23 protein-coding genes and 1 pseudogene are annotated in these 13564 nt (G+C 39.1%); all 24 read right to left on the reverse strand.

Annotation, left to right across the window (positions count from 1 at the left end; translation table 11 throughout):
• Window positions 1-373: 50S ribosomal protein L15 (gene rplO, locus NTX86_02865; protein ID MCX5922243.1), on the reverse strand; the 373-nt coding region annotated here is incomplete at its 3' end.
• The gene (rpsE, locus tag NTX86_02870; protein ID MCX5922244.1) at window positions 363-875 is read right to left on the reverse strand and encodes a 30S ribosomal protein S5; all 513 of its coding nucleotides are present in this window, start codon (window positions 873-875) and stop codon (window positions 363-365) included. The genes rpsE and rplO, both read right to left, overlap by 11 nt.
• A 32-nt stretch (window positions 876-907) precedes the next feature.
• Window positions 908-1261, reverse strand: a complete 354-nt coding sequence (gene rplR, locus NTX86_02875) for a 50S ribosomal protein L18 (protein ID MCX5922245.1) — start codon at window positions 1259-1261, stop codon at window positions 908-910.
• 39 nt (window positions 1262-1300) lie between these two features.
• Complete coding sequence (gene rplF / locus NTX86_02880) at window positions 1301-1861, reverse strand: 50S ribosomal protein L6 (GenBank protein ID MCX5922246.1); 561 nt, start codon at window positions 1859-1861, stop codon at window positions 1301-1303.
• 12 nt (window positions 1862-1873) lie between these two features.
• Window positions 1874-2269 carry a 30S ribosomal protein S8 gene (gene rpsH, locus NTX86_02885; protein MCX5922247.1) on the reverse strand — a complete coding sequence of 132 codons (396 nt, stop codon included), beginning with the start codon at window positions 2267-2269 and terminating at the stop codon, window positions 1874-1876.
• Window positions 2270-2293: 24 nt separating this feature from the next.
• Window positions 2294-2479, reverse strand: coding sequence for a type Z 30S ribosomal protein S14 (locus tag NTX86_02890; GenBank protein MCX5922248.1), 186 nt, complete (start codon window positions 2477-2479; stop codon window positions 2294-2296).
• 23 nt (window positions 2480-2502) lie between these two features.
• Window positions 2503-3048, reverse strand: coding sequence for a 50S ribosomal protein L5 (gene rplE / locus NTX86_02895; GenBank protein MCX5922249.1), 546 nt, complete (start codon window positions 3046-3048; stop codon window positions 2503-2505).
• Window positions 3049-3075: 27 nt separating this feature from the next.
• A complete protein-coding gene (rplX, locus tag NTX86_02900; GenBank protein MCX5922250.1) occupies window positions 3076-3390 on the reverse strand; it encodes a 50S ribosomal protein L24 in 315 nt (104 codons plus the stop codon).
• 9 nt (window positions 3391-3399) lie between these two features.
• Window positions 3400-3765 (reverse strand): 50S ribosomal protein L14, encoded by a 366-nt coding sequence (gene rplN, locus NTX86_02905; protein ID MCX5922251.1) that lies wholly within the window; start codon window positions 3763-3765, stop codon window positions 3400-3402.
• Between the two features lie 13 nt (window positions 3766-3778).
• Window positions 3779-4051 carry a 30S ribosomal protein S17 gene (gene rpsQ, locus NTX86_02910; GenBank protein ID MCX5922252.1) on the reverse strand — a complete coding sequence of 91 codons (273 nt, stop codon included), beginning with the start codon at window positions 4049-4051 and terminating at the stop codon, window positions 3779-3781.
• A gap of 45 nt (window positions 4052-4096) precedes the next feature.
• Window positions 4097-4291: a 50S ribosomal protein L29 gene (rpmC, locus tag NTX86_02915; GenBank protein ID MCX5922253.1), complete on the reverse strand. Its 195-nt coding sequence runs from the start codon at window positions 4289-4291 to the stop codon at window positions 4097-4099.
• Between the two features lie 15 nt (window positions 4292-4306).
• Complete coding sequence (rplP, locus tag NTX86_02920; GenBank protein ID MCX5922254.1) at window positions 4307-4729, reverse strand: 50S ribosomal protein L16; 423 nt, start codon at window positions 4727-4729, stop codon at window positions 4307-4309.
• 23 nt (window positions 4730-4752) lie between these two features.
• Window positions 4753-5385 (reverse strand): 30S ribosomal protein S3, encoded by a 633-nt coding sequence (rpsC, locus tag NTX86_02925; protein MCX5922255.1) that lies wholly within the window; start codon window positions 5383-5385, stop codon window positions 4753-4755.
• A gap of 2 nt (window positions 5386-5387) precedes the next feature.
• The gene (rplV, locus tag NTX86_02930) at window positions 5388-5750 is read right to left on the reverse strand and encodes a 50S ribosomal protein L22 (GenBank protein MCX5922256.1); all 363 of its coding nucleotides are present in this window, start codon (window positions 5748-5750) and stop codon (window positions 5388-5390) included.
• Window positions 5751-5864: 114 nt separating this feature from the next.
• Window positions 5865-6161: a 30S ribosomal protein S19 gene (rpsS, locus tag NTX86_02935; protein ID MCX5922257.1), complete on the reverse strand. Its 297-nt coding sequence runs from the start codon at window positions 6159-6161 to the stop codon at window positions 5865-5867.
• Between the two features lie 35 nt (window positions 6162-6196).
• Window positions 6197-7018, reverse strand: a complete 822-nt coding sequence (gene rplB, locus NTX86_02940; GenBank protein ID MCX5922258.1) for a 50S ribosomal protein L2 — start codon at window positions 7016-7018, stop codon at window positions 6197-6199.
• 88 nt (window positions 7019-7106) lie between these two features.
• Window positions 7107-7385: pseudogene (gene rplW, locus NTX86_02945) on the reverse strand (50S ribosomal protein L23).
• Window positions 7376-8041 (reverse strand): 50S ribosomal protein L4, encoded by a 666-nt coding sequence (gene rplD / locus NTX86_02950; protein MCX5922259.1) that lies wholly within the window; start codon window positions 8039-8041, stop codon window positions 7376-7378. Before rplD ends, rplW begins: the two are co-directional and overlap by 10 nt.
• Window positions 8042-8048: 7 nt before the next feature.
• Window positions 8049-8666 (reverse strand): 50S ribosomal protein L3, encoded by a 618-nt coding sequence (rplC, locus tag NTX86_02955; protein MCX5922260.1) that lies wholly within the window; start codon window positions 8664-8666, stop codon window positions 8049-8051.
• A 19-nt stretch (window positions 8667-8685) separates the two neighbouring features.
• Window positions 8686-8991, reverse strand: coding sequence for a 30S ribosomal protein S10 (gene rpsJ, locus NTX86_02960; protein ID MCX5922261.1), 306 nt, complete (start codon window positions 8989-8991; stop codon window positions 8686-8688).
• 8 nt (window positions 8992-8999) lie between these two features.
• On the reverse strand, window positions 9000-10190 hold the full coding sequence (gene tuf, locus NTX86_02965) for an elongation factor Tu (protein MCX5922262.1): 1191 nt from the start codon (window positions 10188-10190) through the stop codon (window positions 9000-9002).
• Between the two features lie 59 nt (window positions 10191-10249).
• Window positions 10250-12316 carry an elongation factor G gene (gene fusA, locus NTX86_02970; GenBank protein MCX5922263.1) on the reverse strand — a complete coding sequence of 689 codons (2067 nt, stop codon included), beginning with the start codon at window positions 12314-12316 and terminating at the stop codon, window positions 10250-10252.
• Between the two features lie 13 nt (window positions 12317-12329).
• Window positions 12330-12812, reverse strand: coding sequence for a 30S ribosomal protein S7 (rpsG, locus tag NTX86_02975; GenBank protein ID MCX5922264.1), 483 nt, complete (start codon window positions 12810-12812; stop codon window positions 12330-12332).
• A 19-nt stretch (window positions 12813-12831) separates the two neighbouring features.
• On the reverse strand, window positions 12832-13206 hold the full coding sequence (gene rpsL, locus NTX86_02980) for a 30S ribosomal protein S12 (protein ID MCX5922265.1): 375 nt from the start codon (window positions 13204-13206) through the stop codon (window positions 12832-12834).
• Window positions 13207-13564: the final 358 nt, after the last annotated feature.

The raw sequence follows: 13564 nt of genomic DNA on the forward strand, positions 1-13564 counted from the left end.
GAATTGTTAATTTCTTAGAAAGTTCCCCATGCCCCAAAACTTTCAACATCAAACCTTTTTTGCCCTTGTGAGCTTTAATGATACCTTTTTCTACCAAAGCTTCTTTATTTACTATGGCACCAGCATCAAAACCATTTTCAATTTGTTCTAGATTAACAATGACAAAGTTGTCTTTGAAATTGAAATTGTTAAAACCACGTTTTGGCAAACGTCTGAAAAGTGGCATTTGGCCACCTTCAAATCCGATTCTAACATAACCACCTGAACGTGCTTTTTGACCTTTGTGACCCTTACCAGAAGTGCCACCAAGTTTACCACCACGGCCAACTCTTTTTCTTTTTTTAACTAATGGACTTAAATTATTAAGCTGCAACATTTTTTGATCCAATCATCTCTTTTACTGTTGTTCCTCTTTGATGAGCTAGCACACTTGCAAGACGTAATTTTGCAAGCGCATTTAACGTTGCTTTTGCAACGTTCTGACGGTTGGAAGAACCTAAAGATTTAGCAAGAATATCCTTAATGCCAATCGCTTCCATAATCGCACGCATAGCGCCACCAGCAATAACGCCAGTACCCTTAGCTGCGGCTCTAATCATTACTTTGCTTGCGCCATGTTGGCCCAAAACATCGTAAGGGATTGTAGTGCCACGCAAAGGAATAGTAATTAAATGTTTACGAGCCTTATTAGTCGCTTTAGCAATAGCTAAAGAAACTTCGCGGCTTTTTCCAATTGCAATACCAACTTGACCTTCTTTGTCACCAGATACAACAAGGGCTGAAAATGAGAACCGTTTACCACCTTTAGTTACTTTGGTAACACGATTAACACTCACCACTGTATCGATGAAATTGTTGTCTTTCCTCTCTGCCATTTCAGTAATCCTGTCTTAGATTATGTATCTTACTAAACTTTTAATCCGCCTTCACGCAAACCATCAGAGAGTTCTTGAACTCTTCCATGATACAGGTATCTACCTCTATCAAATATGACAGTGCTAATTCCTTGATCTTTTGCACGTTTTGCAAGCTCAAGACCAACTGAACGCGCAATTTCTTTTTTGCTACCAGTTGCATCAAGCTCTAATGATGAACAACTTGCAACAGTCTTGCCTAAAGTCATGTCAACGATTTGAGCATAAATATGCTTTAAACTTCTAAATACTGAAACCTTTGGTACCAAAATATTTTGCTTCAAGGTACTTCTAACACGAAGCACTCTACGCTTTATTCTTGCTTTTTGTTTTTTCTCAAAACTCACAGTCTATACCTCACTAAAAAATCATAACAATCATTGCAATTATGCAGACTTAGTCTTACCAGCTTTACGAGCAATTACCTCGTTTGCTAGCTTAACGCCAGTGCCCTTATATGGCTCAGGTGGTCGCAGTGCTCTCACCTTGCTGCATACATGCCCAACCAAAAACTTATCAGATGATCTGAAAATAAGTTTTTGACCGGTTTTATCAACTTCCAACGTCACTTCTTTTGGCAACTCAAAATCAATTTTATGGCTAAACCCTAGAGTAAAGACAACATTTTGACCTGATACTGCAGCCTTGAAGCCTAATCCATTAATACGCATCTCTTTTTCAAAAGGAACATCTGAACCTTTGATTTTATTAAAAAGTAGCGCTCTGTTAAGTCCCCAAACACGGTTGACTTCACGTTGCGCTGTATGCGCACCTTTGACATCTTGAGCAGCAGTAATAACAAGTTTTTTACCATTTAACTCTGCAACTAGTTCAACTGGCAACACATGTACGCCAGAAACTTTTTTGCCGACATAATGTATTTCTTGTCCTTTTACTTCTACCTTGACATCGCCAATATCTATAGGTTTTCTACCAATCTTAGACATACTAAATACCTCTTACCAGACAGTACAAATAACTTCGCCGCCAACACTCAATGATTCTGCCGTCTTATGAGATATAACTCCCTTACTTGTTGTAAGGATAGAAAGACCTAATCCACTAATAACCGGCTTAATGGTGCTTGCACCAGTATAAAAACGGCGGCTAGGCTTACTGATACGTGTAATTTCATGAATAACTGATTCACCATCAACATATTTGAATAATACTTTTATTGATTTTTTACCAGCTTCATCAGTTTCGACAACAAAATCACGAATAAAACCTTCTTCTTTTAAAATTTGCGCAATTGCATCACGCATTTTTGCATAAGGCGCAAGAACAAAAGGCTTAGAAACTAACAATCCGTTTCTAATAATCGTTAAAAAATTTCCAATAGAGTCTATTGACATTATAGTCCTTCCATTATAAAAATTTTACCAGCTGGTCTTCTTAACACCAGGAAGTAATCCTTCTAAAGCATTTTTTCTAAAACAAATACGACACATCATAAACAATCCCATGTAAGCTCTTGGTCGTCCACAAAGCTTACAACGATTCTTTTGTCTAACCGCAAACTTGGGAACCTTATTTGCTTTTACAATTAATGACTTTTTTGCCATTGTATTCCTCAGCTAACTAACATTTATGCTTTACGAAACGGCATTCCAAAACTCTTCAGCAACTCATAACCTTGTTGATCATTTTTCGCTGTGGTTTGAATAGTAATGTTCATACCATAGAGCTTATCAGTTACTTCATAATCAATTTCTGGAAAGATAATCCACTCTTTAACACCTAAATTATAAGAGCCTCGACCATCAAATTTCGATGGAACCCCTTGAAAATCACGTACTTTAGGTAAAGCTAAAGATATAAGCTTATCCAAAAATTCATACATTCTTTTTTTTCTTAAAGTAACCTTAACACCTATAGGCATGCCTTCACGTAGCTTAAAGCCCGCTATAGATTTCTTTGCCAATGTTTTTACTGGAGCTTGCCCAGCAATTTTAGCAACAACCGTCATCACTTTTTGCAAAACTTTATTATCCGCAACAGCATCTCTGACGCCAACATTAAGAACAATTTTGCTAACTTTAGGAATTTCCATACAGTTGCTCAAACCAAGCGTTTGCTGTAGCTGAGAACGGAGTTCCTTGTTATACAATTCTTCAAGCCGCGCTTTTTCCATTCTTATCCTTAACCAAAACCTGCTAACTTAAAATATTTCTTTACAATTATTGCACGTGCGAACTCTCTTGCCGTCTTCTAAAACCTTAGTATTAACACGACAAGCATTTTTACATGAGCTACACACTGGCATAACATTAGATAAAGCTATGAAACTTTCTTCTTTTTTAATACTAGAAGCTTCCCCTTGTTTACGCGCCTTAACGTGTCGCGTAACAATAGCGATATCCTTCACCATTACTTTGTCATGTTTAAAGGACAATGCAATGACAGTACCGGTTTTATCTTTATCTTTTCCTGCCAAGACCATTACTCTGTCATTTTTTTTAACACGCGCTACCATAATATCCTCTTACAAAACTTCCGGTGCTAAAGAAACTAATTTGACATATCCCTTTGCTCGCAATTCACGAGCGATAGGACCAAAAATACGTGAGCCAATCAACTCATCATCTTTAATGATCACAGCAGCATTATCGCCAAAGCGAATATAACTACCATCATCACGACGATAAGCTTTTTTTGTTCTCACTATTACAGCAGTTACAATATCACCTTTTTTTACCATGCCCCCTGGAATTGCTTTCTTGACAGCGCATATAATCTTATCACCGAGATAAGCAAATCTTTTACGCGTACTGCCAATAATATGAAAGCATTGTATCTCTTTAGCGCCAGAATTATCGGCTACCTCTAAATAGGATTCTTTTTGGATCATAACAGTTTACCTTCTACTGATTAACGGCACGTGCCTGCACAACACGGGCTAGGTACATATACTTAGTTTTAGAAACTGGACGACCTTCATAAAATTCAACGATATCACCAACATTGGCTTGCCCATTTTCATCATGAACTTTATATTTTTTAACTTTATGCATCGTTTTGTGAAAAACAGGATGCGTATAGGTCCTCACTATTTCAACAACAATGGTTTTATCCATTTTGTCTGATAAGACCTCACCTACAAACACCCGTTTCTGTGTTTGTTCTTTTTTTTCCATATGTACCATAACCTTTACGCCTTACTTAATAATCGCTATTTATTGCTACGCTTGACGTAAATACGTCGAAACTTGAGCAATGTTTTTTCTAATTTTTTTAAATTGAGAATAATCTTTAACATGCGCAGTAGAAGCATTCAATCGCAACCCAAAAAGATCTCGTCTGAATGCATCAAGCTTCTCCTGAAGCTCTTGAGCATTGAGTTGTTTCATTTCTTCTTTGACCTTAGTCATTTTCATAAAAAGCTACCATTGTTAAAATTGCACTTCTTGATCTTTTTTAATAATCTTCGTTTTCATAGGAAGCTTATATGCAGCAGAACGTAACACTTTACGTGCATCCACTTCACTTAATCCAGCGACTTCACAAACAACTCTACCACGCTTAACTACTGATACCCATAGCTCTGGATTACCCTTACCTTTACCCATACGAGTTTCGGCTGGTTTTTTTGTAACAGGTTTATCCGGGAAAACACGTAAAAAGAACGTGCCAACTTTTTTTAAACTACGAGAAACAGTAACCCGCATCGCTTCGATTTGTTGAGCGGTCAACCGAGATGGCTCCATCGCTTGGAGACCGTATTCACCAAAATGAATAGTACGAGCACCTTTGGATCTACCCCGAAGGTTACCTTTTTGAACTTTTCTATATTTTGTCTTTTTCGGCATCAACATAATTTTATTCTTTCATGCAATAGTTAGATTTGTTGGTATTCGCCCCTGCAAATCCAAACCTTGATTCCTATTTTGCCATATGTCGTGTACGCTTCTGCAAGACCATAATCAATGTCAGCTCGCAAGGTATGTAAAGGTACAGAACCAACACGAGTCCATTCGGTTCGAGCTATTTCCGCGCCATTCAAACGACCAGCACAACAAATTTTAATCCCTTTTGCGCCAGCTTTCATTGCAGAAAGAGCAGCTTTTTTCATAGCCTTTTTATAGCTGCCTCTTTTTTCCAATTGGTCAGCAATGTTTTTGGCAACGATTATAGCGTCTAATTCAGGGGTCTTGATTTCTTGTACTGAAATTTCCACATTGCTCTTTTTGATCTTAGCAATGAGTTGATTACGCAAGAAATCTATTTCTTGACCTCTTTTACCTATAACAGCACCAGGACGAGCAGAGTGAACAACAATGCGCACATTGTCGCCAGCTTTTTCAATCTCAATACGAGAGATTTCTGCCTTTTCTAAAGAAGTATCTAGAAATCTTCTGATTTCCAAATCTTCTAACGCTTGCTTGCCGTATGAATTTCGTGCAAACCAACGCGCGTCCCAATCACGATAAACACCTAATCTAAATCCAATTGGATGAACTTTTTGACCCACCGTTATGCCTCTTTCTTATTAGCAACAGGTTCAACAATAACACTCATGTGACTCAACCGTTTTCTTTGAATATTAGCACGACCCATGGCGCCTGGCTTAAAATAACGAATTATAGGCCCCTGATCAATGCGAATTTCCTTAACAGTAAGTTGAGCCGCTTCAACTTTTCCTAATTGTAACGCATTAGCTGCAGCTGACTTTAAAACCTTATGAATAGGCTCTACCTTCTTCAAAGCACAGGTAGCAAGCCAATTCAAGGCGTACTGAACATTCTTCCCGCGTATCACATCGGCAATTGGCCTCAATTTATACGGAGAGATACGAATGTATCTAGCTATAGCCACATATTTTTTTTCTTCTTGCATGTACTTAAAACCTCAAGTTATAACTCAAGAATGCATCCCAAAATTGATGTAATCATTTAAATTTTACATCAAATACTGCAACGTGGCAACCTTGACTAACATATTTATCAACTATTATTCATCTTTTGAAGATGCAGAAGCTCCAGTTTGTCTTTGACCACTGTGAAGTCTAAATGTTCTGGTAGGAGAAAACTCACCCAAACGGTGTCCAACCATATTTTCAGTTATAAAGACAGAGACAAACTTTTTACCATTATGCACTGCAAAGGTTAGGCCAACAAATTCTGGCGTAACCATACTTCTACGTGACCATGTTTTAATGGCCTCGCGCTTACTACTATCCTTAACCTTATTTACCTTATCCAGCAATGATGGCTGTACATAAGGTCCTTTTTTTGCCGATCTTGTCATACGTCATGTACCTCATTCAACAATGAACAACTTATCTATTTTTTGCGGCGTTTCAGGATTAATGGATTTACACGAACTCGTGTTCTTGTACCCTTACATCCTTTACCCCATGGCGTCATCGGGTGAGAACCAGATTTTGAACGACCTTCACCACCACCATGTGGGTGATCAACAGGGTTCATAGCCATACCACGAACGTGAGGTCTAAACCCACGGTGACGTGTGCGACCAGCTTTACCCCAGCTGATGTTTTTATAGTCAGCATTACCAAGTTCGCCAACAGTTGCCCAGCAAGCGCCGAGTACCAAACGAATTTCACCTGAAGGCATTTTTAGAGTCACGTGATCGCCACTTTTAGCAACCAATTGCGCTGACGTTCCTGCACTACGAGCAAATTTACCGCCTGATCCAGGAGTAATTTCAATATTATGTACCATAAAACCTGATGGTATACTACTTAATGGTAAACAGTTACCTGGCTTTGCTTCAGCACTCTTGCTCGCAATAACGGTATTGCCAACGTGTAAGCCTTCTGGCATCAAGATATATTTTTTAGCGCCGTTTTGATAAACAACTAAAGCAATACGTGTATTACGATTAGGATCGTACTCAACTGCAGTTATTGTTCCTAAAACGTCACGATCGCTCCGTTTAAAATCAACGATGCGATATTTTTGCGGTGCGCCACCGCCACGGTATCTTACCGTTGTGCGACCATATGCGTTTCTTCCGCCGCTTTTTCTTAACAACCCAACTACAAGGCCTCTTTCTGGCTTCTTCTTTGTCAGGTCACTTGTATCAAGAAAAGTTTGAAAACGCAAAGATGGGTTTCGCGGCCTTCTACTGATTATTGTCATTGTTTACCCTTAATCACTTTGCCAAAGTATCTTTTGGACTTCTTGATTTATTCTCTTGAGATACAACAACTTTGCCAGATTGGTCTAGCAGATCAAGAGAATATCCCTCTGCTAAAGTAATAAACGCCTTTTTTTGTAAAGTTCCCTGTACAATGCGTTTTCCAGCTTTTTTAAATTTGCCTTTGCGTACCGAAATGTTAACGCTTTCAACTTTAACATCAAAAAGTTTTTCTAAAGCTTCCTTAACAAGCGGTTTATTCGCGTGTGGATGAATCCTTAAAACAAGTTTTTTAAGTTTTTTGTTTAAATCGTACGATTTTTCGGTAATCACTGGCCCTACAATTACATCATAGATTGTTAAATCCATTTGCCAACCATTCCTTTAAAGTGGTCTAGATCTCTTTTAAAGACTACCCAACGAGTGCCTTGTACCAAATCAAACGCATTTGCTTGATCATAAAATAAAATTCTTACGTTTGAAATATTAGCAAACGATGAATACGTAAGCAGATCGCCAACTGGCATGAACACCGTTACTTTGCCATCAACTAATCCAGCATTTTTCAATAAAGTATATGCTAGATTTGTTTGAGGCCTATTGTCAGACAAAGTCCAATCGAGATATGCAACACGACCAGCATTTAACTGATTAAAAGCGATATCACTCAATACGTTCTTCTTCAGACTCTTGGTAACTTTTAATGTTCTTACACGTGGTTGTGGACCAAAACAAACGCCACCCTTACGCCACAAAGGAGAACGAGCTGATCCAGCACGTGCTCGACCAGTTCCCTTTTGTTTCCAAGGTTTTTTATTGGAGAATGCAACTTCGGAACGATCTTTACATCCAACAGTTCCTTGGCGCCAGTTTTGTAATAGAGCGCGAACCCATATAGAAAAACCTACTTGGGACGCTCTTTCGTTTGTTGCCGGCAAACCAGCTTCTTTGACAGAAAGCGTATCATGCTTTAGTGCGCTGTTGCTCGTTGCTTGCGTTGTTTTTGTTACTTTTTGTTTCGCCATGTTCTTCCTACGCTTTCTTCACAAAGACCAAAGATCCTGACTTGCCAGGAATTGAACCTTTTACCAACACAATGTGGCGATCGCGTTCAACTTTAACAACATCAAGCTTTCTCATCATCTTTTGTAAAACGCCCATATGACCAGGCAATTTTTTTCCTTTAATAACCCTGCCGCGAGATCTCATGAAACCAATTGATCCAGGGTTTTTACCCATGGTGGAACCATGACTTGCTGCACCGCCAGCAAAACCATGACGTCTTACCGCACCAGCAAACCCACAACCTTTAGTTATTCCGGTCACGTTTACTGAATCACCCTCAGTTAATTGAGCATAAAAATCAGCAGGCTTGCCAACAGTAAGATCTGCTGGAATTTCTGCCACTTTCACTTCCTTAACAAAAAGGAAATGTTTTTTTGATTTCTTCAGCCAATCGTCTGAAAATGGTTGGCCTGCATAACGATCTCTTGGCAACCCTATTTGAATGGCATTATAACCATCACGCTCTTGAGTTTTTAATTGGGTAACTACCCAAAAAGAAACATCTATTGCTGTGACAGGAACAACTTTATCCCCAACAAACAACTGGGTCATCCCTATTTTCTTACCCCAAAATTCTTGTGTCATTGAATGACCCTTCCTCGCACTATTTAATTTCCACATCAACACCAGAAGAAATATTTAGTTTCATCAGTGCATCCATAGTCTTATCAGAGGGCGCAATAATATCTAAAATACGTCTGTGCGTTGTGAGTTCAAATTGTTCTCTTGATTTCTTATCAATATGTGGCGATCTCAATACGGTAAAACAACGATTTTTATTCGGCATTGGAACAGGGCCCATAAGCTGGGACCCTGTTCTTTTTGCTGTCAAAACTATTTGTTTAACTGCTTTATCAAGCAATCGATGATCGTATGATCGTAATGTTAAACGAATCCTTTGTTTCTTCATCAATTAACCTATTCGATAATTTCTGTAACAACACCGGATCCAACAGTTCTGCCACCTTCACGGATAGCGAAACGTAAATCCTTGTCCATAGCAACTAGAGCAATTAATTCAACAGTAAGATCTACGTTATCACCTGGCATAACCATTTCACGGCCAGCAGGTAAGGTTACAACACCAGTAACGTCAGTTGTTCTGAAATAAAATTGCGGTCTGTAACCGGTAAAGAATGGACTATGACGACCACCTTCATCAATACTCAGAATGTACACTTTACATTTGAACTTTTTATGAGGAGTAATTGTTCCTGGCTTAGCAAGAACCATACCACGTTCAATATCTTCTTTCTTGGTACCACGAAGTAAAATACCTACGTTGTCGCCAGCTTGACCATCAGGCAAGCTCTTTCTGAACATTTCAACGCCAGTTACGGTAGTTTTTTCTTTTTTACCAAAACCAATAAGTTCTACTTCTTCGCCTACTTTAACTTTACCAGCTTCAATTCTACCCGTACAAAAAGTACCGCGGCCTGAAATTGAGAATACTGATTCAATAGGCATCAAGAATGGTTTATCAACTTCACGAAGTGGTTCAGGAATAAAGGTATCAACCGCATCCATCAACTTTGCAATAGCGCCGTAACCTAGATCACCCTTATCGCCTTGCAATGCTTTTACAGCTGCGCCGCGAATAACAGGAATTGTGTCTCCAGGGAAATCATACTTCTTTAAAAGATCTCTGATTTCTTCTTCTACCATGTCAACCATTTCAGGGTCATCAACCATGTCAACTTTGTTGAGGAAAACAACTAAAGAAGGAACGTTAACGTTCTTAGCTAAAACGATATGCTCTCTTGTTTGAGGCATAGCACCGTCAGCTGCAGAAACAACCAAGATTGCGCCATCCATTTGTGCTGCACCGGTGATCATGTTTTTAACATAGTCAGCGTGACCAGGACAATCGATATGTGCATAGTGACGCTTATCGGTTTCGTACTCAACATGTGATGTTGAAATAGTAATACCACGCGCTTTTTCTTCAGGAGCAGCATCAATTTCATCAAAAGCTCTTGCTTTTGCAAAACCTTTTTCTGCTAGGAATTTGGTAATAGCAGCAGTCAATGTTGTTTTACCATGATCAACGTGCCCAATCGTTCCTATATTAAGATGGGGCTTTTTACGCTCAAATATATCTCTTGCCATCGTGAGTCTCCTAACAAATACGTAACATAATTATTATCTTAAATTGCCGTTTTCAATCACTACTTTTTTGCAACAATTGCTTCTTGTACGTTCTTTGGAACTTCGCGATAACACTCAAATTCCATAGAATAACTCGCGCGACCTTTACTCATCGAACGAAGCACTGTTGAATAACCAAACATTTCTCCTAATGGAACTTCAGCTAACACAACTTGCTTATCGAACTTGGAATCAGTACCCAAAATTCTACCTCTGCGTGAGCTCAAGTCACCCATGACATCACCAAGACATTCGTCTGGCATATCAACTTCAACTTTCATAATTGGTTCTAATAAAACTGCCGATCCCTTTGCCATTGCAGATTTAAATGCAAGTGACGCAGCGAACTTAAATGCAATTTCAGAAGAGTCAACATCATGATATGAGCCATCAACCAAGGTAGCACGAAGATCAACAACCGGATAACCACCTAGGATACCCGTAGTTACAGCTTCCATGAAACCTTTTTCAACTGCTGGGATAAATTCTCTCGGGATAGAACCACCGACTACTTTATCGACGAACTCAATTCCCTTGCCTCGTTCAAGCGGCTCAAACTTCATCCAAACATGACCAAATTGACCACGTCCACCAGATTGTTTGATAAATTTACCTTCAGTCTCAACTGGTTGCTGAATAGTTTCCTTATAAGCAACTTGCAACTTACCTTGCGTAAGATCCAATTTATGCTCTCTGCGTAAACGATCCACAATAATTTCAAGATGCAACTCACCCATACCTGAAATTTCTGTTTGCCCAGTCTCATCATTGTAAGTAAATCTGAATGATGGATCTTCTTGCATCATTTTTCTCAATGCAAGGCCCATCTTTTCATAATCAGCTTTATTTTTAGGTTCAACAGAAGTCGAAATAACTGGCGCCGGAATATCGATTGACTCGAGCAACACCAAGTGACCCTCATCACACAAACTATCACCCGTCATCGCATCCCTAATACCAATCACCGCCGCAATATCTCCGGCATGAACCGAATCAATTTCTTCGCGTTTATTTGCATGCATCTTAACTAAACGACTCACACGTTCTTTGGTACGCGTACGAACGTTATATACATATGATCCAGCCTTTAATTCGCCAGAATACACACGCACGAAGTTCAAAACACCAACAAACGGATCTGTCCAAAGTTTAAATACCAATGCAGCAAACGGCGCCTTAATATCCGCAGGACACTCAACTTCTTGCCCAGTCTTAGGATTAACACCCATGACAGCAGGAACATCCATAGGAGATGGTAAATAATCAATAACACCATCCAACGCTAATTGAACACCCTTGTTTTTAAACGCAGATCCACAAAACGCTGGCGTAACTTTTCTATGCAAAACACCCTTGCGCAATGCAAGTTTAATTTCTGGAATGGAAATCTCTTCACCATTCAAATATCTATCAGCCATATCATCGTTAAAATCACAAGCTGCTTCGACAATTTTATTACGCAATTCTTCGACGCGATCTTTATGTTCTTCTGGCACATCATGCCATACGATATCAAGACCCATGTCACCTTCAAAAGTAGCCATTTTGCGAGTTAGCAAATCAATGATGCTCGTGAAGTTTTCTGAAAAACCAACTTGCATTTGCATCGCAACAGCATTAGCACGCAACTTCTCATTAACATCGGCAACAACCTTAGAGAAATCAGCTCCAACACGATCAAGTTTATTAACAAAAATGATACGAGGAACCTTATATCTGTTGGCTTGCTTCCATACCGTTTCTGATTGAGGTTGAACACCAGCTACACCACAAAAAACACTGATAGCGCCATCTAAAACGCGCAAGGATCGACCAACTTCAATGGTGAAATCAACGTGTCCCGGAGTATCAATAATATTTACTTGGTAATCCTTCCAAAAACAAGTAGTAGCAGCAGAAGTTATGGTAATACCACGCTCACGCTCTTGCTCCATCCAGTCCATGACGGTTTCTCCTTCATGAACCTCACCAATCTTATGAGAAACACCAGTATAAAAAAGTATACGCTCAGTGACAGTGGTTTTACCCGCATCAATGTGCGCCGCAATACCAATATTTATATATTTATCTAAAGAATAACTACTCATTGATCATCCTTAATTACCAAGCAAAATGTGAGAATGCACGATTTGATTCTGCCATTTTATGCACGTCAGTTTTTTTCTTAATTGCAGCGCCACGACCTTCATAAGCATCTAGCATCTCATGAGCCAGTCTTTTTCCCATAGTCTTATCGGAACGTGTGCGAGCAGCAGCAAGAAGCCAACGCATAGCAAGCGCTCGAGCTCTGTACGGATTCACTTCCATAGGAATTTGATAAACACTACCACCAACACGGCGGGGGCGAACTTCAATAATAGGAGTCACTTGCTCAAAAGCTTTATTAAACAAAGCCAAGGCTTTTTCTTTATCGCCTTTTGATTTGCTAATTAAAACATCAATAGCATCGTATACAATGTTGTATGCAATGCTTTTCTTACCACATTCCATCACAACATTAACAAATTTTTGTATTAGTTGTGATCCATAACGCGGATCGATACCAATTTCTCTTCTGTATTCTGATTTTTTATGCCTAGGCATACATTAATCCTTGTTTAAATTATTTTTTTTCTAGTTTTGCACCATACAATGAACGTGATTGCTTTCTGCCTTCAACGCCAGAACAATCCAATGCACCACGAACAACATGGTACTTAACACCAGGCAAATCCTTTACCTTGCCACCACGAACCAAGACCACAGAGTGCTCCTGCAAGTTATGACCTTCGCCACCGATATAAGCGGTGACTTCAATACCAGTAGAAAGCTTCACACGAGCAACTTTACGCAATGCTGAGTTTGGTTTTTTAGGTGTCATAGTAAATACACGAGTACACACACCACGAGCTTGTGGAGCACCCTTAAGCGCTGGACTCTTTGATTTATATTTTACCTTTTCTCTGCCAAATCGACATAATTGATTAATTGTAGGCATAGTACAAAAGCCCTACCTTTATAAAAGTGATATACATTAAACCTTAAAAAACTTAAAAAAAATCGCAATTTTTCTACAAAATGAAAGAAAAAAACGTACAAAAGTTATTAATATTTTACCCTTTTTGTATATTTTTTCAAGTAAAATGAAAGAAAAGATCTTCTATGGCTGCTTAAAAACGCCATTTCTCGCCACTCATAACACTCTCCCACGCCCACCACTCATTCACTACAAATACACAATTTTCTCGTCGAGTGCAAATAAAAGAAAAGCCCCCCCCCAACGTCACAGCTACAATTTGCTATTACCGCACCTTTACGGGTACACTAGCAAACAGAAATAAAAAAATAATAATCAA

The sequence above is a fragment of the Candidatus Dependentiae bacterium genome (assembly GCA_026389015.1).
Classification (GTDB): Bacteria; Babelota; Babeliae; order Babelales; family Vermiphilaceae; genus JAPLIR01.

Excerpts from the sequence above, each read along its gene's own strand:
- rpsE (MCX5922244.1), bottom strand. The coding sequence starts at position 875 with ATGGCAGAGAGGAAAGACAACAATTTCATCGATACAGTGGTGAGTGTT.
- rplF (MCX5922246.1), bottom strand. The coding sequence starts at position 1,861 with ATGTCTAAGATTGGTAGAAAACCTATAGATATTGGCGATGTCAAGGTA.
- rpsH (MCX5922247.1), bottom strand. The coding sequence starts at position 2,269 with ATGTCAATAGACTCTATTGGAAATTTTTTAACGATTATTAGAAACGGA.
- NTX86_02890 (MCX5922248.1), bottom strand. The coding sequence starts at position 2,479 with ATGGCAAAAAAGTCATTAATTGTAAAAGCAAATAAGGTTCCCAAGTTT.
- rplE (MCX5922249.1), bottom strand. The coding sequence starts at position 3,048 with ATGGAAAAAGCGCGGCTTGAAGAATTGTATAACAAGGAACTCCGTTCT.
- rplX (MCX5922250.1), bottom strand. The coding sequence starts at position 3,390 with ATGGTAGCGCGTGTTAAAAAAAATGACAGAGTAATGGTCTTGGCAGGA.
- rplN (MCX5922251.1), bottom strand. The coding sequence starts at position 3,765 with ATGATCCAAAAAGAATCCTATTTAGAGGTAGCCGATAATTCTGGCGCT.
- rpsQ (MCX5922252.1), bottom strand. The coding sequence starts at position 4,051 with ATGGAAAAAAAAGAACAAACACAGAAACGGGTGTTTGTAGGTGAGGTC.
- rpmC (MCX5922253.1), bottom strand. The coding sequence starts at position 4,291 with ATGAAAATGACTAAGGTCAAAGAAGAAATGAAACAACTCAATGCTCAA.
- rplP (MCX5922254.1), bottom strand. The coding sequence starts at position 4,729 with ATGTTGATGCCGAAAAAGACAAAATATAGAAAAGTTCAAAAAGGTAAC.
- rplV (MCX5922256.1), bottom strand. The coding sequence starts at position 5,750 with ATGCAAGAAGAAAAAAAATATGTGGCTATAGCTAGATACATTCGTATC.
- rpsS (MCX5922257.1), bottom strand. The coding sequence starts at position 6,161 with ATGACAAGATCGGCAAAAAAAGGACCTTATGTACAGCCATCATTGCTG.
- rplB (MCX5922258.1), bottom strand. The coding sequence starts at position 7,018 with ATGACAATAATCAGTAGAAGGCCGCGAAACCCATCTTTGCGTTTTCAA.
- rplD (MCX5922259.1), bottom strand. The coding sequence starts at position 8,041 with ATGGCGAAACAAAAAGTAACAAAAACAACGCAAGCAACGAGCAACAGC.
- rplC (MCX5922260.1), bottom strand. The coding sequence starts at position 8,666 with ATGACACAAGAATTTTGGGGTAAGAAAATAGGGATGACCCAGTTGTTT.
- rpsJ (MCX5922261.1), bottom strand. The coding sequence starts at position 8,991 with ATGAAGAAACAAAGGATTCGTTTAACATTACGATCATACGATCATCGA.
- tuf (MCX5922262.1), bottom strand. The coding sequence starts at position 10,190 with ATGGCAAGAGATATATTTGAGCGTAAAAAGCCCCATCTTAATATAGGA.
- fusA (MCX5922263.1), bottom strand. The coding sequence starts at position 12,316 with ATGAGTAGTTATTCTTTAGATAAATATATAAATATTGGTATTGCGGCG.
- rpsG (MCX5922264.1), bottom strand. The coding sequence starts at position 12,812 with ATGCCTAGGCATAAAAAATCAGAATACAGAAGAGAAATTGGTATCGAT.
- rpsL (MCX5922265.1), bottom strand. The coding sequence starts at position 13,206 with ATGCCTACAATTAATCAATTATGTCGATTTGGCAGAGAAAAGGTAAAA.